General features: G+C 62.6%; 20 protein-coding genes. 9 read left to right on the forward strand and 11 right to left on the reverse strand.

From position 1 onward, the window contains the following. The first annotated feature begins 17 nt into the window (after positions 1-17). The gene (gene dnaE, locus GTP23_RS02860; protein WP_161033770.1) at positions 18-3563 is read left to right on the forward strand and encodes a DNA polymerase III subunit alpha; all 3546 of its coding nucleotides are present in this window, start codon (positions 18-20) and stop codon (positions 3561-3563) included. A gap of 54 nt (positions 3564-3617) precedes the next feature. Here dnaE and GTP23_RS02865 read toward each other — a convergent pair whose 3' ends face one another. After that, positions 3618-4592: a VirK/YbjX family protein gene (locus GTP23_RS02865; protein ID WP_161033771.1), complete on the reverse strand. Its 975-nt coding sequence runs from the start codon at positions 4590-4592 to the stop codon at positions 3618-3620. Positions 4593-4819: 227 nt separating this feature from the next. Between GTP23_RS02865 and GTP23_RS02870 the strand changes: the two genes are divergently transcribed. Beyond that, on the forward strand, positions 4820-6445 hold the full coding sequence (locus GTP23_RS02870) for an ATP-binding protein (protein WP_161033772.1): 1626 nt from the start codon (positions 4820-4822) through the stop codon (positions 6443-6445). After that, entirely contained in the window at positions 6435-7046 is a 612-nt protein-coding gene (locus tag GTP23_RS02875; protein WP_161033773.1) for a response regulator transcription factor, read from the forward strand. The genes GTP23_RS02870 and GTP23_RS02875 overlap by 11 nt, the downstream gene beginning before the upstream one ends. Positions 7047-7100: 54 nt before the next feature. Here the strand turns inward: GTP23_RS02875 and GTP23_RS02880 are convergent, their stop codons facing one another. Beyond that, on the reverse strand, positions 7101-7925 hold the full coding sequence (locus GTP23_RS02880; protein ID WP_161033774.1) for a glycosyltransferase family 2 protein: 825 nt from the start codon (positions 7923-7925) through the stop codon (positions 7101-7103). A 57-nt stretch (positions 7926-7982) separates the two neighbouring features. Between GTP23_RS02880 and GTP23_RS02885 the strand changes: the two genes are divergently transcribed. Both GTP23_RS02885 and waaF read left to right on the forward strand, forming a co-directional pair. After that, positions 7983-9239: an O-antigen ligase family protein gene (locus tag GTP23_RS02885; protein WP_161033775.1), complete on the forward strand. Its 1257-nt coding sequence runs from the start codon at positions 7983-7985 to the stop codon at positions 9237-9239. Beyond that, complete coding sequence (waaF, locus tag GTP23_RS02890) at positions 9236-10276, forward strand: lipopolysaccharide heptosyltransferase II (RefSeq protein WP_161033776.1); 1041 nt, start codon at positions 9236-9238, stop codon at positions 10274-10276. Before GTP23_RS02885 ends, waaF begins: the two co-directional genes overlap by 4 nt. Here waaF and GTP23_RS02895 read toward each other — a convergent pair. Further along, entirely contained in the window at positions 10257-10985 is a 729-nt protein-coding gene (locus tag GTP23_RS02895) for an alpha/beta hydrolase (protein ID WP_161033777.1), read from the reverse strand. The genes waaF and GTP23_RS02895 overlap by 20 nt on opposite strands. A 220-nt stretch (positions 10986-11205) precedes the next feature. Here GTP23_RS02895 and GTP23_RS02900 point away from each other — a divergent pair, with 220 nt between their 5' ends. Both GTP23_RS02900 and GTP23_RS02905 read left to right on the forward strand, forming a co-directional pair. Further along, positions 11206-11577, forward strand: a complete 372-nt coding sequence (locus GTP23_RS02900; RefSeq protein WP_161033778.1) for a hypothetical protein — start codon at positions 11206-11208, stop codon at positions 11575-11577. After that, positions 11567-12418 (forward strand): tetratricopeptide repeat protein, encoded by an 852-nt coding sequence (locus tag GTP23_RS02905; protein WP_161033779.1) that lies wholly within the window; start codon positions 11567-11569, stop codon positions 12416-12418. The genes GTP23_RS02900 and GTP23_RS02905 overlap by 11 nt, the downstream gene beginning before the upstream one ends. A gap of 2 nt (positions 12419-12420) precedes the next feature. Here the strand turns inward: GTP23_RS02905 and rng are convergent, their stop codons facing one another. From rng to GTP23_RS02945, 8 genes are all read right to left on the reverse strand, one after another. Then, positions 12421-13887, reverse strand: coding sequence for a ribonuclease G (gene rng, locus GTP23_RS02910; protein ID WP_161033780.1), 1467 nt, complete (start codon positions 13885-13887; stop codon positions 12421-12423). A 49-nt stretch (positions 13888-13936) separates the two neighbouring features. Further along, positions 13937-14557, reverse strand: a complete 621-nt coding sequence (locus tag GTP23_RS02915; RefSeq protein WP_161033781.1) for a Maf family protein — start codon at positions 14555-14557, stop codon at positions 13937-13939. 8 nt (positions 14558-14565) lie between these two features. Next, positions 14566-15036: a 23S rRNA (pseudouridine(1915)-N(3))-methyltransferase RlmH gene (gene rlmH, locus GTP23_RS02920; RefSeq protein ID WP_072789839.1), complete on the reverse strand. Its 471-nt coding sequence runs from the start codon at positions 15034-15036 to the stop codon at positions 14566-14568. A 6-nt stretch (positions 15037-15042) separates the two neighbouring features. Then, entirely contained in the window at positions 15043-15729 is a 687-nt protein-coding gene (rsfS, locus tag GTP23_RS02925; RefSeq protein WP_155433053.1) for a ribosome silencing factor, read from the reverse strand. Then, positions 15729-16388 (reverse strand): nicotinate-nucleotide adenylyltransferase, encoded by a 660-nt coding sequence (locus GTP23_RS02930; protein ID WP_161033782.1) that lies wholly within the window; start codon positions 16386-16388, stop codon positions 15729-15731. The genes rsfS and GTP23_RS02930 overlap by 1 nt, the downstream gene beginning before the upstream one ends. A 2-nt stretch (positions 16389-16390) precedes the next feature. Beyond that, positions 16391-17305: an oxygen-dependent coproporphyrinogen oxidase gene (gene hemF / locus GTP23_RS02935; RefSeq protein ID WP_161033783.1), complete on the reverse strand. Its 915-nt coding sequence runs from the start codon at positions 17303-17305 to the stop codon at positions 16391-16393. A 104-nt stretch (positions 17306-17409) separates the two neighbouring features. Next, positions 17410-18678 carry a phosphoribosylamine--glycine ligase gene (gene purD / locus GTP23_RS02940; protein WP_161033784.1) on the reverse strand — a complete coding sequence of 423 codons (1269 nt, stop codon included), beginning with the start codon at positions 18676-18678 and terminating at the stop codon, positions 17410-17412. 6 nt (positions 18679-18684) lie between these two features. Next, positions 18685-19410, reverse strand: coding sequence for a YebC/PmpR family DNA-binding transcriptional regulator (locus tag GTP23_RS02945; protein ID WP_155433057.1), 726 nt, complete (start codon positions 19408-19410; stop codon positions 18685-18687). Positions 19411-19613: 203 nt separating this feature from the next. Here GTP23_RS02945 and GTP23_RS02950 point away from each other — a divergent pair, with 203 nt between their 5' ends. Both GTP23_RS02950 and GTP23_RS02955 read left to right on the forward strand, forming a co-directional pair. Then, entirely contained in the window at positions 19614-22130 is a 2517-nt protein-coding gene (locus GTP23_RS02950) for an alkaline phosphatase D family protein (protein ID WP_161033785.1), read from the forward strand. Positions 22131-22218: 88 nt separating this feature from the next. Continuing rightward, positions 22219-23127, forward strand: coding sequence for a DMT family transporter (locus tag GTP23_RS02955; RefSeq protein ID WP_161033786.1), 909 nt, complete (start codon positions 22219-22221; stop codon positions 23125-23127). Positions 23128-23136: the final 9 nt, after the last annotated feature.

The following is a 23136-nucleotide window of genomic DNA, read 5'->3' on the forward strand; positions in this document are numbered from 1 at the left end:
ACGAGCAGCATATGAACATGGCAGTAGACCCAGCAGCTATCCCCGCCGCATCCGCCCCGGCAGCCTTGCCCACCGGCCCGGATTTCGTCCACCTGCGCGTGCACTCCGAGTACTCCATCGTGGATGGACTGGTGCGCATCGACGATCTGGTGAGCACAGCGGCCAAGGACAAGCAGGCGGCGCTGGCCGTCACGGATCTGGCCAATATGTTCGGCATGGTGAAGTTCTACAAAGCGGCGCGCGGCAAGGGCATCAAGCCCGTGGTCGGCGTGGACTGCTGGATCACCAATGACGAGAATCGCGACAAGCCCTCGCGCCTGATGCTGTTCGCAAAAAACCGCATGGGCTATCTGCAGCTGTGCGAGCTGCTGTCGAAAGCCTGGCTGACCAACCAGCACCGCGGCCGCGCCGAACTGCGCACCGAATGGCTGCAGGAGCTGACCCAGCAGGACTACCCGCTGCTGCCCAATGATGCCAAGGCCAACGGCCTGATCGCCCTGTCCGGCGCCCATTTCGGCGACATCGGCATGGCCATCGAAAACGGCAATCCGGCGCTGGCCGAACAGCTGGCGCAGAAATGGGCGGCCATTTTCCCCGGCCACTTCTACATCGAGATCCAGCGCGCCGGCCAGCCCAATCAGGAATCGCAGGTACGCCATTCGGTGGCGCTGGCCTCCAAGCTGGGCCTGCCCGTGGTGGCCACCCACCCCGTGCAGTTCCTGTCCGGCGACGAATTCATTGCGCACGAAGCCCGTACCTGTATCGCCGAAGGCGAGCTGCTGGCCAACAGCAAGCGGGTACGCAAATTCAACGAGCAGATGCGCTTTTTGTCGCAGGCGGAAATGCGCGAACTATTCGCCGATCTGCCGGCAGCCCTGCAGAACTCGGTGGAGATCGCCAAGCGCTGCAACCTGACTCTGACGCTGGGCAAGCCGCAGCTGCCTAACTTCCCTACGCCGGGCATGACCATCGACGAGTTTCTGGTGGCCGAAACCAGGAAGGGGCTGGAAGAGCGTCTGCTGCATCTGTTCCCCGATCCCGCCAAACGCGAACAGGAACGCCCGCGCTACGAAGCGCGTCTGGAGTTCGAGAACAACACCATCATCAAGATGAAGTTCCCCGGCTACTTCCTGATCGTGGCCGAGTTTATCCAGTGGGGTAAGAATAACGGCGTGCCGATCGGGCCGGGACGGGGTTCCGGTGCGGGGTCGCTGGTGGCGTATGCGCTCAAGATTACCGATCTGGACCCGCTCAAATACAACCTGCTGTTCGAACGTTTCCTCAATCCGGAACGGGTATCCATGCCCGACTTCGATATCGACTTCTGTCAGGAAAAGCGCGAACTGGTGATCCAGCACGTGAAAGATCTGTATGGCCGCGATGCGGTGTCGCAGATCGCCACCTTCGGTACCATGGCAGCCAAGGGCGCGATCCGTGACGTGGGCCGGGTGATGGACTTCGGCTATAACTTCTGCGATGGCGTGTCCAAGCTGATTCCGTTCAAGCCGGGCAAGCCCGTCTCGATCGCCGATGCGATCGAGGAAGAACCGATGCTCAAGGAACGCCAGCAGAACGAAGAGGAAGTGGCGCAGCTGCTGGATCTGGCGCAGCAGGTGGAAGGCATCACACGTAACATCGGTATGCACGCCGGTGGTGTGCTGATTGCGCCGGGCAAGCTGACCGACTTCTGCCCGCTCTACACCCAGTCCGGCGATACCGGCGTGGTGTCGCAGTACGACAAGGACGACGTGGAAGCCGTCGGTCTGGTGAAATTCGACTTCCTGGGCCTGACCACGCTGACGATTCTCGATCGCGCGGTTCGTTACATCAAGGACCTCGATCCGGCCGAGTCGGAATTCGATCTGGCCAAGCTGCCGCTGAACGACCGGCCTTCCTACGAGCTGCTGACCAAGGCCAAAACCGTGGCCGTGTTCCAGCTTGAATCGCGCGGTATGCAGGGCATGCTGAAAGATGCGCGGCCCGACCGCTTCGAGGACATTATCGCGCTGGTGGCGCTGTACCGTCCGGGCCCGATGGACCTGATTCCCGATTTCTGCAAACGTAAGCACGGCGAGAAGTTCGACTATCCCGATCCGCGCACCGAATCGATTCTGTCCGAAACCTACGGCATCATGGTGTATCAGGAGCAGGTGATGCAGATGGCGCAGATCGTCGGCGGCTACTCGCTGGGCGGCGCGGACATGCTGCGCCGGGCCATGGGTAAGAAAAAAGCCGAGGAGATGGCCGAGCACCGCGCCATCTTCCGCGCCGGTGCCGCCAAGGACGGCCTGTCGGAAGAAAAAGCCGACGAGATTTTCGACCTGATGGAAAAGTTCGCGGGTTACGGCTTCAACAAGTCGCACGCCGCCGCCTATGCACTGCTGTCGTATCACACGGCCTACTTGAAGGCGCACCATCCGGCCGCCTTCATGGCAGCCAATATGTCGCTGGCCATGGACGATACCGAGAAGGTCAAGATTCTGGTGGAAGACGCCATCGACATCTGCGGCCTGACCATCCTGCCACCCGATATCAACCACTCGGATTACCGCTTCACGCCGGAAGGTCCGGCGCCTTCCGTCACGGGCAAAAAAGTCACCCACATCCGCTATGGTCTGGGCGCGGTCAAAGGCTCGGGCCAGAATGCCATCGAAGCGATTATCGCCGCGCGCAAATCGGGTGGCCCGTTCACCAGCCTGTTCGATTTCTGCAAGCGCGTGGACAAGAAGCAGATCAACCGCCGCACCATCGAATCGCTGATCCGCTCGGGCGCCTTCGACTGCCTGCAGGTGGACCGCGCCGTGCTGCTGGCATCGGTGGGCTTTGCGATGGAATGCGCCGAGCAGGAAGCCCGCGCCGCCAATCAGGTCAGCCTGTTCGGCGGTGACGACAGCGATCTGGTGGCGCCACCGGAATACGTGAAGACGGCACCGTTCACCGACCGCCAGAAGCTGGCCGAAGAAAAGATCGCGCTGGGCTTCTACCTGTCCGGTCACATGTTCGATTCGTTTGCGCCGGAAGCGCGGCGCTTCTGCCGCACCAAGCTGTCCGAGCTGGAACCGTCACGCGAGCCGCGCATGCTGTGCGGCGTGATTACGGGCGTGCGGCCGCAGATGACCCAGCGCGGCAAAATCCTGATCGTCACGCTGGACGACAAGACCTCGGTGGTGGAAGTGACCGTGTACAGCGAAGTGTTCGAAGAGCACAAGCACATGTTCCGCGAAGACGAATTCCTCGCCGTAGTGGGCAAGGTGTCGGAAGACCGCTTCAATGGCGGCTTGCGGATTTCGGCCGAGCGGGTGTTCGACATCATCACGGCGCGCGTCAACTACGGCAAGCAGCTGGGCATGGCGCTGCCGGCTTCGGTGGATGTGCGCAAGATGTCGGAGTTGCTGGCGCCGCACCGTCAGGCCGACGGCTTGCCCGTTTCGCTACGCGTCATGCCGCAAGGGGTGAGCTGCGTGCTGCAGCTCGGTGAAGGCTGGCGCGTCGCGCCGTCGGACGAATTGCAGCTGGCCCTGCAGCAGGTGCTGGGCGCCAGCGAAGTCGCGATCGAGTACTAGAGCAAGTACGAGCGCAAGTACGAGCGTGACTACTGGCGGGCGTGGCTGGCCGCGTTAAGCCAGTGCCAGCTTGTCCTCTTGCAGTTGCGGGGCCGGCATGGTGGGATGGCGCTGGCCCAGCGTGCCCGGCACAGCTTCGAAGCGGGGGGCGTGCAAGCCGTGGCGGATGTGCGCGGCCAGTTCGAGCAGGGTTTCGTGGCGCTTGCGCGCTTCCGAGCGTTTTTTCGAAGCGATCGCCGCCAGATCCGGCGGCGCGATGGCCACGCAAGGCAGGCGATAGTCGCCATCGCTGCGGCGCGCTGCTTCCAGTTCCTGCCACAGGGCGTCGTAGTCGGCGTGCACTTTGCCCTGACGGGTGGCGCTGTGGACCACGCGGTTGGCATTGCTGACCATACGCATTTCCACGCAACCGTAGTCATGGCCGATCTGGCTCAGCAGCTTGACCATCAGGTTTTTCGGACGCAGGCCATGCAGTTCGCGCGTGGCATCCTTGATCAGCTGCAGCCCCTGTTCGCCTTTGGGTCCCTGCATGCAGCCTATGCCCAGCTGCATGCCGCGCGTACCTTGCAGGAAGGAGAAGGCACAGGTGTAGACCAGCGTTTCGCCTTGCAGCAGTTGCAGCACCAGTTCGCCTTCACGTTCCATCGGTTCGATGGCGCGCAGCTGGATACGGTAGGGCAGGCCGGTCTTGCCGCTGATCTGCCCCAGCATGACCGGCGCGCGGGCAGCGCGCACCGTCAGCGGGCCCAGACCCTGACGGAAGATGAAGCCGTAGTGCTGCTGCAGCATATCCACGCGGCTGCGGCAGCAGGCCGTGCTGCTCAGGTAGGGGCGATAGATTTTGTAGAGCAGACGGGGCCGCGACCTGACCAGATCGAGAAACAGGGGGTGAGAGTTTAGCAGGCCCAGCCAGGCAACCGTGGCTTCACGGTGCCACAGGCCACGCAGCGAAAGTTTCAGCGACTCGCGCAGCCGCTTCAGGCCGCGAAAGCTGACCACGCCGGAGCGGAGAGAGATGGTGTTAGTCATCGAGAAACTTCCATTGCACTTTATTCAAGTCGATATCATAACTGCTGTGTAACGCAATGTAAATTGGTGTAAAGGCCTACGCTTTTCCCTTAATAATGGCGGTCTGGAAAAATAGCCATTACAGGACGTAAACTCTTTGATTTGTAAGGGAAACACGTAGGCGTAAAATGCAGTGATTATTGCTTTTAGAAAATGCATAATGCTACAAAACGATACAAAGCCTCCCTATGCATAAAGTCCGTTCCCGCTATCTGGAGTTTCCGGCGTTCATAGCGCTGTACCTGCTGTTCGACTGGGCTACCTATGTCGATCCGCTGTACGGCCTGAACATCACGCCCTGGAATCCCGATCCGGCGCTGGGGCTGGTGTTCTGGCTACGTCATGGCTGGCTGGCGGCACTGCCGTGGTGCGTGGCCCTGATAGGCGGCGAGCTGCTGGTGCGCGGTTTGCCGGCCGGCTGGTGTATTACGCTGCTGAGTTCGTTGTGGCTGACCTGCGGCTACGGCATGCTGGGTGCGATGCTGCGGCGCCAGTTTGGCGATGGCGGGGTGTTCGATAGCCGCGACCGCATGTTCCGCTGGGTGCTGATCGTAGTGGTGGGCGCGCTGCTGAATGATCTGGGCTATATCGCCCTGCTGTCGGCCGGCGGGCTGATTCCGCTGGGGCAGTGGGGCGAGGCCGTGCTGCGCTTCGGCATAGGCGATGTGGTGGGCATACTGGTGTCGATGCCGCTGTTCTGGATGCTGTCCAGTTCGTCGGGCCGGCAGCGCCTGTTTGCCACCGTGTGGCGCGCCGAGACGCTGGGCTATCTGGGGCTGACGATAGGTGTGCTGTTTCTGGTGTTCGGTTCCATCGCCACCTCGGAATTCAAGCATTTCTATTTCCTGTTCCTGCCGGTGATCTGGGCGGCGTTCCGGCAGGGGTTGTACGGCACGGCGCTGATGGTATTTACCCTGCAGGCGGCAATAGGCGCGCTGGTGAAATGGAATAATGCGGTCGATATCGCCGTACACGAGCTGCAGATGCTCGATGCCGTGCTGGCGCTGGTGGGTTTCTCCATCGGCATTGCGGTGGATGAGCTGCGCAAGGCTTCGAATGAGCTGAAGCGTACCTTGCGTCTGGCGGCAGCCGGCGAAATGGCGGCAGCGCTGGCGCATGAGTTGAACCAGCCCCTGACGGCGCTGGGTGCTTATGGCAAGGCATGTGAATTGCTTCTGGAACGGGGCGAGGCGGGCGAAGTGATGAAGGGCGCGATCCAGCGCATGATCGCCGAGTCGGGACGGGCGGCGGACGTGGTGCGGCGCCTGCGCGACTTCTTCCGTACCGGCGCGATCAAGCTGGAACTGCTGGAAATGAATCAGGTCGTGGCCGATGTGAGCCAGCAGTTCGTCGGCCCCATGCGCGAGCAGGGGGTGGTGCTGACCATCTTGCCGGCAGCGGCGCTGGCCGTGCAGGCCGACCGCCTGCAGCTGGAGCTGGTGCTGCGCAATCTGCTGGCCAATGCCATGGAAGCGGTGCAGGAACAGCCGGCCGGGCAGCGCCACGTGACGGTGTCGCTCAGCCAGACGGCAGCCCAGCGCCGGGCCGGGCGGGCGCGCCATGGCTGCGTGCAGCTATCGGTGGAAGACAGTGGTAAAGGTATTTCGGCAGCGCAGGCCATGCGCCTGTTCGAGCCCTTTGTTTCGTCCAAGGCGAGCGGGCTGGGGCTGGGGCTGGTACTGAGCCGCGCCATGATGGAAGCGCACGGTGGTTCATTGTGGGCAGAAGTGGCGCAGCATGGTATTTTCAGACTGGCGCTGCCGCTGGCGCGGGCGGAAGAGCAGCTAAATACGCAGGTGAATAATGCAACATGATCTAACTATTTTTATCGTCGACGATGATCCCGCAGTGCGCGATGCACTGAGCCTGCTGCTGGGCGTGCGCGGCTACCGCACGGCCATGTTTGCCAGTGGCGAAGCTTTTCTGCAGGCGTGGCAGGCGGCCTGGCGCGGCTGTCTGCTGATCGATATCCGCATGTCCGGCATGGACGGGCTGGCGCTGCAGCAGGAGCTGCTCAAGCGCGGCTGCCCGCTACCCATGATCATCATGAGCGGCCATGGCGATGTGAGCATGGCGCGCGCCGCGTTCCGCGCCAATGCCATTGATTTTCTGGAAAAGCCCTTCGACGATGCCAAGCTGATTGCCGCCATCGATGAAGCGCTGGCGCTGGCACGCAGCCATCATACGGCGCAGGAGCAGCGCGACCGCAGCGTGCATCTGCTGAGCGAGCTGACGCCGCGCGAGCGCGAAGTGATGAAGCTGGTGGTGACGGGGCGGCATAACCGCGATATCGGCCCCGAACTGGGTATCAGCGTGCGCACGGTGGAGGTGCACAAAGCCCGCCTGATGGCCAAGCTGGGGGTGGATAATGTGGCGGATCTGGTGCGGATCAGCATGCTCGACAAGAAGAGCTGAAACGGAGCGCTGCAACGCTCGCGCTGGCGCCGCAGGGTGGCGGCGCCGACGGATTTAGAGCGCAGCGTGTTCGCGCAGGCCGCGTACGGCCACGATGGTGCGGTCTTCGGCGCGCTGCAGCACCACCTTGCGGTTGCTGGTTTCCTGATCGCGCTGGTTTTCGCGGTGCCACAGGTGAAACACTTCCGTGCTGAAGGCGCCGTCCTTGCGCATCACCCCCGCATTAAACAGGCGCACCACCAGATCGGAATCTTCATGGCCCCAGCCGAGGAAGCTCTCGTCGAAGCCGTTGACCATGTCCAGATCGCTGCGCCAGACGCCCAGATTGCAGCTCTTGATGCGGCGCCAGGTAAAGCGCTTGCTGGTGCGCCACAGGTCGGGCCAGGTGGCCAGTAGTTGCAGCACCTTGTTGGTATCGCCGCGCAGGCGCCAGCCCAGCTTCTGGCCCAGCGTCAGGCTTTGCAGGTCGAGGTGCTGCTGCAGGGTGCGTTCGGTGGCGGCCGGACTGAGGAGAATGCGGCTGCCCGAGACCAGATAGCCGTGCTGCGCCAGTTTGCGGTGCTGGCTGATAAAATCGCGCTGCGGTACGCAATCGCCGTCGAGGAACACGATGTAGTTGCCACGGGCGTCCAGCGTGCCCAGATTGCGTGCGCGGGCGGCCCGGAAACCCAGGTCTTCCTGCCACACGTGGCGCAGCGGCATGGGCGCGCGTGCCTGCAGCGCGGCGATGGCCTGCTGCGTGTTGTGGCCGGAGCCGTCATCAGCGATAATGATTTCGAAGTCCTGATCGTCCTGGGCGAAGCAGGCCTCGATGACGCAAGTCAGGGCATCAGGACGGTTATAGGTGGTGACGACGACGGAAATAGTGGGCGATGGCATATAGGAAACTGCGCGCACGAAGGGCAGTCCCGTCGCACCGCATAAACATAAAAATGCATGAATAATAGCTCACCTCCGAATCGCGCCAGCACTGTCTTTATCCACAGCCTGATTTTCATGCTGCCTTTTCTGGCGCTGATCAGCAGTTTTGGCGTGGGCCTGTGCAGTTTCGCGTTTCTTCTGGCGGCGATTTTCTATCGCCGTCCGGCCATGGCGGCGCTGCGGCCTGTGCTGCCGGCCGTACGCCCCGTACTGATCGCCTTTGCGCTGGCGCTACTGCTGGCCGTGCTGAATCTGAGCTTCAGCAGCGGCGTACTGCTGCGCGATATGGAAAAACCCACCCGCATGCTGGCTGCGGCCACCGTGATGCTGACCGTGCTGGCGCTCCGGCCCCAGCGCCGCGCCCTGTGGTGGGGCCTGATCGCCGGCTCCATCGCCGGCGCCGTTTTCATTGCCTACCAGCGCTGGGGGCTGGGCGTGGACCGGCCGGGCGGGCTGATTAACTCGATTACTTTCGGCGACATCGTGCTGTGTATGGGCCTGCTCTGTCTGGCCGGCATGCAGGATTTCCCCGGCCGCGCTGCAATCTGGCCCGGCCTGGGCGCACTGGCCGGCCTGTTCGGCTCCATCGCTTCCGGTACCCGTGGCGGCTGGATCGCCATCGTGTTCGCCCTGATCGTGCTGCTGCGTTACAGCCACGTGCTGCGCGGCCGTCTGCGCAAGGGGCTGGCCCTGCTGGCGCTGGCGCTGATGGTGAGCGCCTTCTTCATTCCGCAGACGGGCGCGCGGGTGCGGGTCGATCAGGGCATCAGCGATGTCGAGCAGTATCTGAACGGCGGCGAAACCTATACCAATGTGGGCATACGTTTCGAACTGTGGCGCAGCGCCGTGCAGCTGATCAAGCAGCATCCGCTGCTGGGCCTCAATCCCGTCAGCGAACGCAGCGAGCTGCAGGCGCTGGTGGAGCAGGGGCGGGTCCACCCCTATGTGCTGGACTTCCCCCATTATCACAACGATATCCTGCAGGCGCTGGTGTTCGGCGGCGTGCTCGGCCTGCTGGTGTGGGCTGCTACGCTGGTGGTACCCATGCTGTTCTTCCTGCGCATGCTGAACTGCCCCGAGGCCAGCCGCAATGGCGCCTATGCGCCGGCGCTGGCAGGGCTGCTGCTGGTGCTGAGTTACTTTGCCTTCGGTCTGACCGAAGTGATTTTCTGGTCAGTGCGTAGCTGTATGTTCTACGCCCTGATGCTGTTTCTGTTGATAGGCCTGTGTCTGAATACGCAGCTGCCGCCCGCGAGTGGAGAAAAGGCATGAGCCAACTGCGTACCCTGGTGATTTCGCCCAACTGGATAGGCGACGCCGTCATGGCCCAGCCGCTGCTGCAGCTGCTGAAAGCGGCCCATCCGGAGCGCCCCATCGATGTGCTGGCGCCACCGGCCGTGTCGCCCGTCTGGCGCCAGATGCAGGAAGTGGCGGAAGTGCTGGAAACCCCGTTCCGCCATGGCGCGCTGCAGCTGAAGGAGCGCTGGAAGTATGCGCGCCTGCTGCGCCAGCGCGGCTATGCCGATGCCTACGTGCTGCCCAATACCATCAAGTACGCGCTGATCCCCTGGCTGGCCGGCATAGCGCAGCGGGTCGGCTACAAGGGCGAGAGCCGCTACGGCCTGATCAACCTGATGCACCATGACGAAACCCCGCCGCGGCCTATGGTGGCTTTCTATGCCGCGCTGGGCGCACCTGTGCTGGCGCAGCAGAGCGCCGCCATGCGCGCCGCGCTGCCCAGGCCGCGCATGCAGGTCAGCGCCGGGCAGCGTCAGGCCGTCTGTACGCGGCTGGGCATCGATGCTGCACGGCCCGTGCTGGCACTGGCACCGGGGGCGGAATTCGGCGGCGCCAAGCGCTGGCCGGCCAGCCACTTTGCCGGTCTGGCCCGTGCCGTGCTGGCGCAGCAGCCGGCCACGCAGGTGATCCTGCTCGGTTCACCGAAAGATCAGGAAGCCTGCAGGGAAGTAGCCGGCCAGCTGGCGGGCGCGCAGGTGTTCAATCTGGCTGGCGCTACTTCGCTGGCCGAAGCGATTGCGCTGATCGCCGTGAGCAGTGCCGTGGTGGCCAATGATTCGGGCCTGCTGCACATCGCGTCAGCGCTCAACCGTCCGGTGGTGGCGCTGTATGGCCCGACAGATCCCGACCATGCGCCGCCGTTTTCCGATCTGGCCGCGTCGATTTCGCTGCGTCTCGCCTGCGCGCCCTGCAAGCAGCGCGAATGCCCGCTCGGGCATCAGGACTGCATGGTCAAGCTGACGCCGGAGCTGGTGTGGCAGCGCCTGCAGCCTATGCTGGCGGCCCGCTAGCATCCGCCACGCCCAGCAGCGCAAACGCTGCCTCGGCCACGGCCGGCGGCACCAGATGGCCGCCATCGAATTCCGCGTAATGCACCTGATAGCCTTCGTTGGCCAGCTGGGTCGCCAGCGACTGGCCCCGCTCGACGGGCAGCACGGCATCGCCCGAGCCATGGCCGATGAAGATGCGCGGGCTGGCGCTGCGCCCATTGGGGAGCATGCAGCCCGGCGAGAAGGCCAGAATATCGCTGAATAGCTCGCCATTCATCAGTCCTACCGAGAGGGCATACGAGGCGCCGTCGGAAAAACCGGCCAGCGTAATCGCGCTCGCGTCCACCTCGTGGCGTCGCATTACCCACGTCATCGCCTGATCGAGAAAGTCCAGATCGGGGCCATAGCCGCCGCGGAACATATCCCAGCTGGTTCCGCGCGCTTCCGGTATCAGCAGCAGCACCTGCTCGCGCACGGCGTAACGCAGGGCGGCAGCATCGGCGCCGCCATGCTGGCCGCGCGCTCCGTGCAGCAGGACCAGTAGTGGCGTGGTGGGTCCTCTTCCTTCCGGAATGTAGAGCACGGCCTGACGCTGGTGGGGAAATGCCAGCTTGTGTATGCCGGCTGGCAGCGCCAGTGCGGCGCTGGCGCCGTTGCCATACAGCGTAGCGCGCGCATGCAGGCGCCCGTCGTGCGCAGGCGCAACTGGATTCAGGGCGGGACTGTTCATGGCGACTCCGGCGCGTGAGGTTATTTCAGTGTAGCGACTTTTGCCTGCCGCGATGTTTCGAAATGTGACGGACTGGACAGGGAAGCGGCAAGCTTGTATTCAATCATTTTCACCAATATTCTCAAAATAAACAATAATTGCCTTCCGGAAGTTTTTAAAATACACTCTAGCTATATTGTTTTTGTCAAAAAACACGAATTTTCCGATTGCGGAGGCTGCGTTGTCCCGTCAAATTCCGAACAAGGCCGGTCTGGCTGCGGTAGTGCTGGCTGCCGCCATGGTGCTGAGTGCCTGCGGTCAGCGGCAGGCGTTGGCCCTCCCTGCGAATGCGCAGCAGATGGCCAGCCATATCGAACTGGCGCTCGAGCGCGACCAGTTCCGTGCCGCCGTCGAGATGGGCGAAGCCTTTTTACAACGGCATGCCGATCCGGAGGGGCGTATCCACCGTGCACTGGTCGGCGCCTATCTGGCGCTGGGCCATGCCGCACCGGCAGCGCGCCACATGGAGCTGGCAGTGGCGGCCGGTGCCACGGCAGCACCCAAGGCGGCGCCGGCCATCCTGCCGCAAGCGCGAGTGCACGATGCAGAATAGGACTTTGCTTGCGGCGCTGGCGCTGGTGCCAGGACTGGTGCTGGCCTTGCCGGCCCGGGCAGACCTGTCCGGCGCCATGGCGGCCTACGTGCGGGCCGACTATGCCAGTGCCCAGCGCCAGCTGCTGGAACTGGCGCAGCAGGGCGAGTCTGCCGCCCAGCTGTATCTGGGCCGTCTGTATCAGGAGGGGCGCGGAGTCGGGCAGGATTATGCCGAAGCGGCACGCTGGTACGGGCTGGCCTCGGCAGGCGGCAATCTGCCGGCACGCTACAGTCTGGGCAGTCTGTACTTTCAGGGCCGCGGCGTAGCGCGCAACCATACGGAAGCGCTGGCGCTGATCCGCTCCGCTGCCGAACAGGGGCTGCTGCAGGCCCAGTTCGAGCTGGGTAGCATGTATGCCTCGGGGCAGGGCGCGGTGCGGGATTTCCGTGAAGCGGTGCGCTGGACGCGCATGGCGGCCGAACGTGGTGATGCGCAGGCCCAGTTCAATCTGGGCGTGTTCTACCGTAACGGACAGGGCGTGGCGCAGAGCTATCAGGAGGCGCTGTACTGGTACCGGCGCGCGGCCGATCAGGGCGAGCTGGGGGCCATCTACAATCTGGGCTGGATGTATGCGGGGGCGCTGGGCGTGCGGCAGGACCGGGTGCGGGCCTATGCCCTGTTCAGCGTGGTGGCGGAACGTGATGAAGCGCGCCAGAGTGCGCGCGATGCCCTGGCGCCCAGGCTGACGCTGCAGGAGCTGCACAGTGCGCAGCAGCTGGCGGCACGCCTGAACGGCGCCGGTACTATCAGCAAGTTGCTGGAGCAGCCCGCCGTCTCTGGCTCTGGCGCGGCGCGCTAGCGCTACATCAGGATGACGTCGTACTGCTCCTGATGGTAGGCCGTTTCCACCTGTAGCGAAATCTTCTTGCCGATGAAATCACCGAGCATGGCCAGGTGCTGCGACTCTTCTTCGAGGAACAGGTCGACCACTTCCTGCGAAGCGAGGATGCGGAACTCGCGCGGGTTGAACTGCTTGGCTTCGCGCAGCAGCTCGCGCAGGATTTCGTAGCAGATGGTGCGCGAAGTTTTGACCTGACCCTTGCCGTTGCAGGCCGGGCAGGGCTCGCACAGGATGTGGGCCAGCGATTCGCGCGTACGCTTGCGCGTCATCTCCACCAGCCCCAGCGCCGAGAAGCCGGACACGGAGACCTTGGTGCGGTCGCGCGACAGGGTTTTTTTCAGTTCGAGCAGCACGGCGTTGCGGTGCTCGGTGTTTTCCATGTCGATGAAATCGAGGATGATGATGCCGCCCAGATTGCGCAGCCGCAGCTGGCGCGCAATCGCATGCGCCGCTTCCAGATTGGTCTTGAAAATGGTGTCGGCAAAATTGCGTCCGCCCACGAAGCCGCCCGTGTTGACGTCGATGGTGGTCATCGCTTCGGTCTGGTCGACGATCAGGTAGCCGCCCGATTTCAGATCGACGCGGCGCCCCAGTGCGCGCAGGATTTCTTCTTCCACGCCATACAGATCGAACAGCGGGCGCTCGCCCGTGTAGTGCTGCAGCCTTGGCAGTACGCTAGGCGTATAGGTCTTGCCGAATTCCTGCAGGTTCAGATGGTTCTCGCGCGAGTCCACCTGTATGGTGGCCGTTTCGTCGTGCACGAAATCGCGCAGCACGCGCTGGGCCAGACTCAGATCCTGATGCAGCAGGGTGGTGGCCGGTTTGGTACGCGCACCATGGCTGATCGCCGCCCACGTTTTACGCAGGTATTCGATGTCGGCCGCGATGTCGGAATCGCTGGCCTCTTCGGCTTGCGTACGCACGATGTAGCCGCCTTTTTCATCTTCCGGCAGCAGGCTTTGCAGGCGTGCGCGCAGCGCTTCGCGGTCGGCTTCCTTTTCGATCTTCTGCGAGATGCCGATATGGCTATCCTGCGGCAGATACACCAGCATACGGCCGGCAATCGAGATCTGGGTGGACAGGCGGGCGCCCTTGGTGCCTATCGGGTCCTTGATCACCTGCACCGTCAGCACCTGACCGTCGAACAGGATTTTTTCGATAGGCGTGGGCGGGCTATTCTGGCTGCCGTCGTGCGGACGGGCTTCCCAGATGTCGGCCACGTGCAGGAAGGCGGCCCGTTCCAGACCAATGTCGATGAAGGCAGACTGCATGCCCGGCAGTACCCGCACCACCTTGCCGGAATAGACGTTACCGGCCAGGCCGCGCGTGAGCGTGCGTTCGATGTGCAGTTCCTGCACGGCGCCCTGCAGAATCAGGGCGACGCGGGTTTCCTGCGGGGTGATGTTGATCAGTATGTCTTCGTTCATAGGTCTCCGGCTACTGCGTATGGTTATGAACGTCGATCATACACGCCGCTTACAGCAGCGGCAAACCGGCCTGCTTGAGTAGCTGGGCCGTTTCGTACAGAGGCAGGCCCATGATGCCGGAATGGCTGCCCGAGATATGTTCGATGAACTGGCCAGCCATGCCCTGGATGCCGTAGCCGCCGGCCTTGTCGAACGGTTCCTTGCTGTTGCAATAGGCCTGGATGGCCTCTGCCGACAGTTTGCAGAAGCGTACTTCGGACACTTGCGTGAACTGGCCCTGGAAAGCCTCCGAGCAGAGCGCCACCGAAGTCAGCACCTGATGGCTGCGGCCCGACAGCAGTTCCAGCATGCCGCGCGCTTCCGTCACGCTGCCCGGCTTGCCGAGGATGCGGCCATCGATGGTGACCGTGGTATCCACCCCCATCACCAGCCGCTCCGGCATATTGCGCAGCTTGACCATGCGGTGGGCAAAATGGGCTTTTTCATGCGCCACGCGTGCCACATACACTTCCGGGGTTTCGCCGCGCAGCACTTCTTCCGTCACGTCCATGCCGCGGCGGCCATCGCTACGCAGTTGCAGCAGCTCGAACTCCACGCCGATCTGGCGCAACAGTTCACGACGACGCGGGCTTTTGGAGGCAAGATAGATCATGTTTTCGGCTGACTGCATGGCGGACCTCAGACTCGGTGGTAGGGATGGTTTTGGGTGATCGTCCACGCGCGGTAGAGCTGCTCGGCCAGCATCACCCGCACCATGCCGTGCGGCAGGGTCATGCTGGAGATGCGGATCAGGCCTTCGGCGCGGGCTTTTAATGCAGGATCGAGACCGTCGGCGCCGCCGATCAGGAAGGCCGTATCACGGCCATCCTGCTGCCACGCTTCCAGCTGCTGCGACAGGCCGACCGACGTCAGGTCCTTGCCGCGTTCGTCGAGCGCGATGATGCGCACCGACTTGGGCAGGGCTGCTTCGATGCGCTCGCGTTCGAGCGCCATCGCGGTGGCGGCAGTCTTGCTACCGGAACGTTCGACCGGCTTGATTTCCTTCAGCACGATCTTGAGTTCCGGCGGCATGCGCTTGACGTATTCGGCGTAGCCAGTCTCTATCCAGGCCGGCATTTTATGGCCGACCGCAGCGATGATGAGCTGCATCTAGACTTACTCGGCAGCTTTCTTGATACGCTTGATGACGGTTTTCACCGGAGCTTCTTCCGCCTTAGGCTTGGCTGGCTTGCGCTTAGGCGGCTGGGCTTTCAGTGCAGCGGCAGCAGCGATCGCGGTTTTGGTTTTGCCAACCTTGACGGTTTTACCAGTCGGCACGGCAGCTTCTTTCTTGACTGCGGTCTTCTTCTCGGCGGCCGGTTTGGCAGCAGCGGCTTTGCGCGCCGGGGCTTTTTTCTCGATGACCGGGCTGGCATCTACCGCTTTTTTGCCGGCGGCGAGGTGGGTGCTGACCTTCTTCGGTGCTGCAGCAGCTTCGCCTTCCTTGGTCGACTTGCGCTTGGCGGCGCCCAGTTTGACCGGCTTGTCGCCCCAGATTTCTTCCAGACGGTAGTAGGCGCGGATGGGAGCCTGCATGATGTGGACGATCATATCGCCCAGATCGACCAGTACCCATTCACCCGTATCTTCACCTTCCATGCCGTAGACGTCGCCGCCGGCTTCCTTGACCTTGTCGCGCACCGAGGCGGCCAGCGCCTTGGTCTGGCGGTTCGAGGTACCGGATGCGATGGCGATGCGGTCGAACAGGCTGGTGAGGTGGGTAGTATCGAACAGGACGATATCTTGGCCTTTGACGTCTTCCAGAGCGTCAACGACGAGGGTTTGCAGTTTTTTGATGTCCATTAGCTTTTGTATAGATGGTGTTGTTCAATATAGTCTAGCACTAGCGGCGGGATAAGCGAGTTTGCCGCTTCCCCCCGTTGTAATGCCGCACGTAGTTCGGTGGCAGAGATATCCACCGCGAGGTCCTGTGCCAGATAAGTCAGACCGTGCGGCGTGTTACGGATTTGTTCCGGTGTTCCCAGCCGGCTGGAAAACACCTCGGCCACGGCTGGCGGCAGGCCAGCGGTGGCAATGTCATAGCCGGGGCGGCTCGCTACGCAGATGTGGGCGTAGTCGAACAGCATGCGCCATTCGCGCCAGCTATCGAGTTTTTGCAACTGGTCGGCGCCCATGATGAAGCTGATGGAAGCGTCCGGCCCCTGTTCGCTGCGCACCTGCCGCAGCGTATCAATTGTGTAGGTAGGCTGCCCCTGCGCGGCCCGTTCGATTTCCTGCGGGTCGATCACCACGTGGGCGGCCGCGCCGGCAAAGGCCAGCGCCGTCATTTCTGCCCGTTGCAGCGGGCTGGCCTTGAGGCCAGATTTCTGCCATGGCGCGCCGGTCGGGATGATGCGTAACTGGTCAGCCTGCAGCAAGTGCGCGAAATACTGTCCCAGCGCTACATGACCGTTATGCACCGGATCGTAGCTGCCTCCCAGCAGTGCGATTCGGCGGGCCATCGTCACGCAGCGAGCCAGTCGCGGTGGGGCAGGAAGTCGGTGTACAGCGCCGCTTCCGGCGAGCCGGCTTCGGGTTCCCAGCGATAGCGCCATTTGACGATAGGCGGCATCGACATCAGGATGGCTTCCGTGCGGCCGCCCGACTGTAGGCCGAACAGCGTGCCACGGTCGAACACCAGATTGAACTCGACATAACGGCCGCGTCGATACGCCTGGAAATCGCGTTCGCGCTCGCCATACGGCGTATCCTTGCGGCGCTCCAGTATCGGCTGGTAGGCTGCAAGGAAGGCGTCGCCCACGCTCTGCATCATGGCGAAGCTGGCCTCGAAGCCGCCTTCGTTGTAATCATCGAAAAACACGCCGCCTACGCCGCGTGCTTCCTGCCGGTGTTTCAGGTAAAAATATTCGTCGCACCATTTTTTAAAGCGCGGGTGCAGTTCGGCGCCATGTGGTGCCAGCGCGTCCGCACAAGTGCGGTGGAAGTGCTTTGCGTCGTCCAGATTGCCGTAATACGGCGTCAGGTCCATGCCGCCACCGAACCACCACACCGGTTCGCCCGCTGCATTGGTGGTGGTGAAAAAGCGCACATTCATGTGCACCGTCGGTGCATACGGATTACGCGGATGCAGGACCAGCGATACGCCCATGGCCTGCCACGGTTTGCCGCCCAGATCGGGGCGCGAGGCCGCCGCAGAAGGAGGCAGTTTGGCGCCGGCTACGTGGGAGAAATTCACCCCGCCGCGTTCGATCACATTGCCTTCTTCAACCAGACGGGAAATCCCGCCGCCGCCTTCCGGCCGTTCCCACGCATCGCGCAGGAAGGGCTTGCCGTCCACCGATTCCAGTGCCTGAACGATGCGGTTTTGCAGCTCGAGCAGATAAGCCTTGACGGCTTCAGGATTAGGGGAGGTGGGCATAAAGCGGCGCAATTAAAAAAAGTGAGGGTGGATTGTACCCTGTTGCGCGTTTTTGTGATACCCACCCGCCTATAGCAGAAATTAGTAGAGCTTAGTGCTAGAACTTAGTGCTTGAGACCGCGCCAGCCGATGTCGCGACGGCACTGCATGCCTTCGAAGCTGATCTGGTCGACCACTTCGTAAGCCTGCTTCTGCGCCATCTTGATGCTGTCGCCGAGACCGACCACGCACAGCACGCGGCCACCGCTGACCTGCAGCTGACCGGCGTTTTCCACCGTACCAGCATGGAAGGTCACGGTCTCCGAGGTTTCGGCCGGAATGCCGTCGATCACGGCACCTTTCAGCGGGGTGTCAGGATAGCCGGCCGCTGCCAGTACCACGCCCACTGCCGTGCGGCGGTCCCATTCCAGTTCCACCTGATCGAGCGTGCCGTTGACAGCATGTTCCATCACCGTGACCAGATCGGTTTTCAGACGCGACATGATAGGCTGGGTTTCAGGATCGCCCATGCGGCAGTTGAATTCCAGCGTACGCGGGTTGCCCGCTGCATCGATCATCAGGCCGGCATACAGGAAGCCGGTGAACACGATGCCATCCTTGGCCATACCGGCGATGGTCGGGTTGATAATCTCGCGCATCACGCGCGCATGCATGGCTGGCGTGACGATAGGTGCAGGCGAGTAGGCGCCCATACCGCCCGTGTTGGGGCCTTCGTCATTGTCCTTCAGGCGCTTGTGGTCCTGGCTGGTGGCCAGTGGCAGCACGTTTTTGCCATCGCACATGACGATGAAGCTGGCTTCTTCGCCGGCCAGGAATTCTTCGATCACGATGCGCGCACCGGCATCGCCGAAGCGGTTATCGGCCAGCATATCGTCCACCGCGCGGTGGGCTTCTTCCAGCGACATGGCAACCACCACGCCTTTACCGGCAGCCAGGCCGTCGGCCTTGATGACGATAGGCGCGCCGTTGGCGTCGATGTAGGCGTGCGCCTGAGCGACATCGGAGAAAGTCTGGTAGCGGGCAGTAGGAATGCCGTGGCGCTGCATGAAGGCCTTGGCGAAGTCTTTCGACGACTCCAGCTGGGCAGCTTCTTTCGACGGGCCGAAGATTTTCAGGCCGCGTGCGCGGAACAGGTTGACGATGCCGCCAGCGAGCGGGGTTTCCGGGCCGACCACGGTCAGGCCGATGTTTTCCTGTTCGACGAAGTTTGCCAGTTCGTGCAGGTCGGTGATGTTGACGTTGACCAGACGCGCATCGCGTGCGGTACCGCCATTGCCGGGAGCAACGTAGACCATCTGGATGCGCTCGGATTGCGCCAGTTTCCAGGCCAGTGCGTGTTCACGGCCACCAGAGCCGACTACCAAAATTTTCATATGTCCTCAGTCTTCGATCAGCGTGTTGGAATAGACTTCCTGTACATCGTCCAGCGCTTCCAGTGCATCGAGCAGCTTCTGCATCTTGACGGCGTTGTCGCCACTGAACACGGTTTCCGTGGCGGGCTTCATGATGATCTCGGCCACTTCGGCCTTGAAGCCGGCCGCTTCCAGCGCGTCTTTCACGGCAGCGAAATCGTGCGGGCCGCACAGCACTTCGAAACCGCCTTCTTCGTCGGCGATCACGTCTTCGGCGCCAGCTTCCAGCGCCACTTCCATCAGCGCGTCTTCGTTAGTGCCCGGTGCGAACAGGAACTGGCCGCAGTGTTTGAACATGAAGGCCACCGAGCCTTCGTTGCCCATGTTGCCGCCGTTTTTGTTGAAGGCATTGCGCACTTCGGCCACGGTACGTACACGGTTATCGGTCATGCAGTCGACGATCACGGCGGCGCCGCCGATGCCGTAGCCTTCGTAGCGTACTTCCTCGTAGTTGGCGCCATCGTCGCCACCGGTGCCGCGGTTGATCGCGCGCTGTACGTTATCCTTCGGCATATTCGCGTCGGCAGCCTTGTCCACGGCCAGACGCAGGCGCGGGTTGGTCTGCACGTCGCCACCGCCCATGCGGGCAGCAACGGTAATTTCCTTGATCAGACGGGTCCAGATCTTGCCACGCTTTGCGTCAGTGGCAGCCTTTTTGTGTTTGATATTGGCCCATTTGCTATGTCCAGCCATGTTTGCTCTTCCTTCGGCGGTGTCAGTTGGTGTTCGGTGAGGGCGATATTCTAGCATAGGCCGCATGGCGGCCGACGCTAGCGCCGCCCGCCGCTAACCGGAAGTCGGCTTAGAGGGATACCTCCATTTTATGTAGCACGAGCGTCATTTTCCGCTGATAACATTTTCTTTCTTATAACCAAAATAAATCTAGGAGAGAGTCTATGGATAGGCGGCAATTTATCAAGCTCGGCAGCTTCATCACGGCATCCGTGGCGACCGGCGCCGGACTGACGGCTTGCGGTGGCAGCAGCACAGGCCCGACAGCAACGGCTAGCGGGGCATGGAAATTCCCTCAGAGCGTAGCTTCGGGCGATCCGCACAGCGATAGCATCATCCTGTGGACCCGCGCCGTACCGGCCACGGCCGACGATGTGGCTGTGCTGACGGGCGTGGCCGATAGCAGCATCCGCGTGATTCTGACGGCGGCCGACAACAGCGCCGCCATGGGCAGCAACAAAGCCCTGAGCGGACAGCTGGTGGCCGATGCCACCGTGCCTTTGCAGTCGCAATTTGACAACACCGTGCGTCACAAGGTCACCGGCTTGACGCCGAACACTTTGTACTACTATCAGTTCATCGCCGGCGACACCCGTTCCAATGTGGGCCGCTTCAAGACGGCACCGGCCGCCGAGGCCGACGTGGCCCAGCTGCAGTTCGCCTACATGACCTGTCAGGACTGGAGCATCAACCACTGGGGCGCGATGAGCAGCATCGCAGCCGAGAACCTCGATTTCATCGTCCATCTGGGCGATTACATCTACGAGACGGTGGGCGACGACTTCCAGCTGGGCGGCGTGGAAAGCCGCCACGACAAGCTCAAGCTGCCCGATGGCGCCTACAAGAACGGCAGCAGCGGCGCGCAGTATGCAAACACGCTGGCCGACTACCGCTATCTGTACAAGAAGTACCGCACCGATGCGCGCCTGCAGGCGCTGCACGAGCGCTTCGCTTTCATCGCCATCTGGGATGACCACGAATTCAGCGATGATGCATGGCAGGATGCCCAGACCTATGACGGCAGCTTCAATCAGGCCGACGGTTCCGACCTGCACCAGACCAGCCGCCGCCGCAGCGCCAGTCAGGCGTGGTTCGAATTCATGCCGGCCGATGTGGTGCTCGATACGGCCGCTGCCGGCTTCCAGAACATCAAGATTTACCGCGATTTCCAGTTCGGCAAACTGATGCAGCTGGTGATGACGGACCAGCGTTTGTACCGTGCCGACCATGTGATCCCCGAATCGGCCATCAATCCGGCCACGGGCAAACCACTTGGCCGTCTGGGCGCACGCTATCTGGTGCAGCAGGACGTATTCAACACGGTGGAAGCGCAGAAAATGGGCGGCGCCACGGCCATCGGGCTGGAGCCGCTGGCCACTGTGTCCATGCTGGGCACGACTCAGCGCCAGTGGTGGATGGACAAAATGAAGTCGGCCAGCAGCACGTGGAAACTGTGGGGCAATGAAGTCTCGCTGCTGCGCATGGGCCTGAATGGCACGGATGCCGTGGCTACCTTGCTGGCGCTGAATTCCGTCGCCACGCTGGCCGGTTCGATCAGCGGCACGGTCACGGCCACGGGCGGCAACTTCCCGCTGGCCGCTGCCATCGTCGCTGCCGCTACGGCAGGTGCCACGCCAGCGCTGGCCCAGCAGGGTGCGGGTGCCATCATGGCGGCTTACGCGGTAACGGGCAGCAGCAATGAAGCACGTGTGGCGGCCGGTATGAAAGCGGGCCTGACGGCAGCGCAGGCAGGTATCGCGGTGGCAACCTACACGGCCGTGTATCTGGCCGGCAGCGGCGTGGTGGCGGCAACGCCAGCAGCGCTGGTGGGTGCCGGCGCGCAGACCATTGCCTTCGGCTACATCAAGCCCGATGTACAGGCTAACAAAGCCGCCTCGGTGTTCGTACAGGCTGCAGGCAAGCAGGCCGCGCTGGCGCCATTCTTTACGCGCTTCCTGCTCAACTGCGACCAGTGGGATGGCTACAATTCGGAGCGCAAGGCGCTGATGGCTCATTTGAAGAGCAATAGCGTGAGCAATGTGGTGGCGCTGACGGGCGACATCCACGCCTTCTTCGCCGGCAGCGTCAGCGACGATTACGATGCTGCAGGCGGCGGCACGCCCGTGATGGCGGATCTGGTCACGGCCGGCATCAGCTCGGACTCCTTCTTCGTGTATCTGCGCGATGCAGCCACTTCGCTGGGCGATATCGCGGCACTGGTCACGTATCCGCTGGCCGTTCCAGTAACGGGGCTGGGCACGCTGAACCTGAGCTTCAACCTGCTCGACTACACCATGGGCAAGGCAGCACCGACCGTGGCCAGCCTGCTGGAGCAGACCCGCGTGCAGATACGTGGCGCTCTGGGTGCCAAAGGCTTGCCGGAAGCGCAGCTCGACGCCACCACTAGCGCCGTGCTAGCCGGCCTGCAGGCCAATAGCGACTTCAGTACCAGCCTGCTGGCACTGGCCCAGCAACTGGCTGGTCTGGGCAACAACCCGTGGCTCAAGCATCTGAACACCGATGCGCAGGGCTATACGCTGGTAACGCTCACGCCGGGCAAGCTGGTGGCCCAGTTCAAGCAGGTCAACAAGCTGGTAGGCAGCAGCGCACCGGCCACCGTGGTGGCACGCGTAACCACGGCCACCGTGAACGCGGGTAGCGCAGCAGTAAGCATTAGCTAAGCGCTGGCGGGGCGGTGGGCAGAGTGTCTGCCGCCCCTGTTTTGGCCCAGCGCCGACCCCATTCCCGATTTCCATTTACAATTGCTTCATGGATAAAGGGATCAAGGATGGCGCTGCGGCGCGAGCCGCCTATCTGGGCGGACTGGGTATCGCCATTGGCGGTGCCGTGCTGTTTTCTACCAAGGCCGTGGTGGCCAAGCTGTTGTACCGCTACCAGATCGACGCCGTCACCCTGATCGCCTTCCGCATGCTGTTCTCGCTGCCCGTGTTCGCGGCCGTGGCGATCTGGAAGATGCGCACGGAAGCGCCGCTGTCGCGCGCAGACCGCTGGCGCGTGCTGGGCCTCGGGCTGGTGGGCTATTACCTGTCCAGCTTCCTCGACTTTCTCGGCCTGCAATATATCTCGGTCGGGCTGGAACGCCTGATCCTGTTCCTCACGCCGACGTTTGTCCTCCTGATTTCTTCCACACTGCTCAAGCAGCACATCAGCCGGCGCCAGTGGCTGGCGCTGCTGCTGTCTTACTGCGGCATCGTGTTCGTGTTCCTGCATGACCTCAATAGCGGCAACCATAACGTGGCGCTGGGCGCCACGCTGGTGACGGGATCGGCCGCTGCCTATGCGGTCTACCTGCTGCTGTCGGGCGAAATGGTGCGCCGTCTCGGCTCGCTGCGGCTGGTGTCATATGCCATGTGCGTCTCGACGGTGGCCTGCGTGGGCCAGTTCCTGCTGCTGCGTCCCGTCACGGGGCTGCTGCAGCCGCTGCCCGTGTACGGGCTGTCGCTGGTGAACGGTATCCTGTGTACCGTGATGCCGGTGTTTATGACTATGGCGGCAGTGGAGCGCATCGGCGCCGGTACGGCTTCGCAGGCTGGTATGATCGGACCGGTTTCTACGCTGTTTCTGGGGGCGCTGCTGCTGGGCGAACCCGTCACATCCTGGCAGCTGGGTGGCACCGCGCTGGTGCTGGCCGGGATTTATCTCTTATCAAAAAAATAGGAAAACTCT

The organism is Duganella fentianensis (assembly GCF_009857835.1).
GTDB classification, from domain to species: Bacteria; Pseudomonadota; Gammaproteobacteria; order Burkholderiales; family Burkholderiaceae_D; genus Rugamonas; species Rugamonas fentianensis.

What these genes read in the sequence shown, in the direction of transcription:
- dnaE (WP_161033770.1), top strand. Translation starts at nt 18, where the DNA reads ATGGCAGTAGACCCAGCAGCTATCCCCGCCGCATCCGCCCCGGCAGCC.
- GTP23_RS02865 (WP_161033771.1), bottom strand. Translation starts at nt 4,592, where the DNA reads ATGACTAACACCATCTCTCTCCGCTCCGGCGTGGTCAGCTTTCGCGGC.
- GTP23_RS02870 (WP_161033772.1), top strand. Translation starts at nt 4,820, where the DNA reads ATGCATAAAGTCCGTTCCCGCTATCTGGAGTTTCCGGCGTTCATAGCG.
- GTP23_RS02875 (WP_161033773.1), top strand. Translation starts at nt 6,435, where the DNA reads ATGCAACATGATCTAACTATTTTTATCGTCGACGATGATCCCGCAGTG.
- GTP23_RS02880 (WP_161033774.1), bottom strand. Translation starts at nt 7,925, where the DNA reads ATGCCATCGCCCACTATTTCCGTCGTCGTCACCACCTATAACCGTCCT.
- GTP23_RS02885 (WP_161033775.1), top strand. Translation starts at nt 7,983, where the DNA reads ATGAATAATAGCTCACCTCCGAATCGCGCCAGCACTGTCTTTATCCAC.
- waaF (WP_161033776.1), top strand. Translation starts at nt 9,236, where the DNA reads ATGAGCCAACTGCGTACCCTGGTGATTTCGCCCAACTGGATAGGCGAC.
- GTP23_RS02895 (WP_161033777.1), bottom strand. Translation starts at nt 10,985, where the DNA reads ATGAACAGTCCCGCCCTGAATCCAGTTGCGCCTGCGCACGACGGGCGC.
- GTP23_RS02905 (WP_161033779.1), top strand. Translation starts at nt 11,567, where the DNA reads ATGCAGAATAGGACTTTGCTTGCGGCGCTGGCGCTGGTGCCAGGACTG.
- rng (WP_161033780.1), bottom strand. Translation starts at nt 13,887, where the DNA reads ATGAACGAAGACATACTGATCAACATCACCCCGCAGGAAACCCGCGTC.
- GTP23_RS02915 (WP_161033781.1), bottom strand. Translation starts at nt 14,557, where the DNA reads ATGCAGTCAGCCGAAAACATGATCTATCTTGCCTCCAAAAGCCCGCGT.
- rlmH (WP_072789839.1), bottom strand. Translation starts at nt 15,036, where the DNA reads ATGCAGCTCATCATCGCTGCGGTCGGCCATAAAATGCCGGCCTGGATA.
- rsfS (WP_155433053.1), bottom strand. Translation starts at nt 15,729, where the DNA reads ATGGACATCAAAAAACTGCAAACCCTCGTCGTTGACGCTCTGGAAGAC.
- GTP23_RS02930 (WP_161033782.1), bottom strand. Translation starts at nt 16,388, where the DNA reads ATGGCCCGCCGAATCGCACTGCTGGGAGGCAGCTACGATCCGGTGCAT.
- hemF (WP_161033783.1), bottom strand. Translation starts at nt 17,305, where the DNA reads ATGCCCACCTCCCCTAATCCTGAAGCCGTCAAGGCTTATCTGCTCGAG.
- purD (WP_161033784.1), bottom strand. Translation starts at nt 18,678, where the DNA reads ATGAAAATTTTGGTAGTCGGCTCTGGTGGCCGTGAACACGCACTGGCC.
- GTP23_RS02945 (WP_155433057.1), bottom strand. Translation starts at nt 19,410, where the DNA reads ATGGCTGGACATAGCAAATGGGCCAATATCAAACACAAAAAGGCTGCC.
- GTP23_RS02950 (WP_161033785.1), top strand. Translation starts at nt 19,614, where the DNA reads ATGGATAGGCGGCAATTTATCAAGCTCGGCAGCTTCATCACGGCATCC.
- GTP23_RS02955 (WP_161033786.1), top strand. Translation starts at nt 22,219, where the DNA reads ATGGATAAAGGGATCAAGGATGGCGCTGCGGCGCGAGCCGCCTATCTG.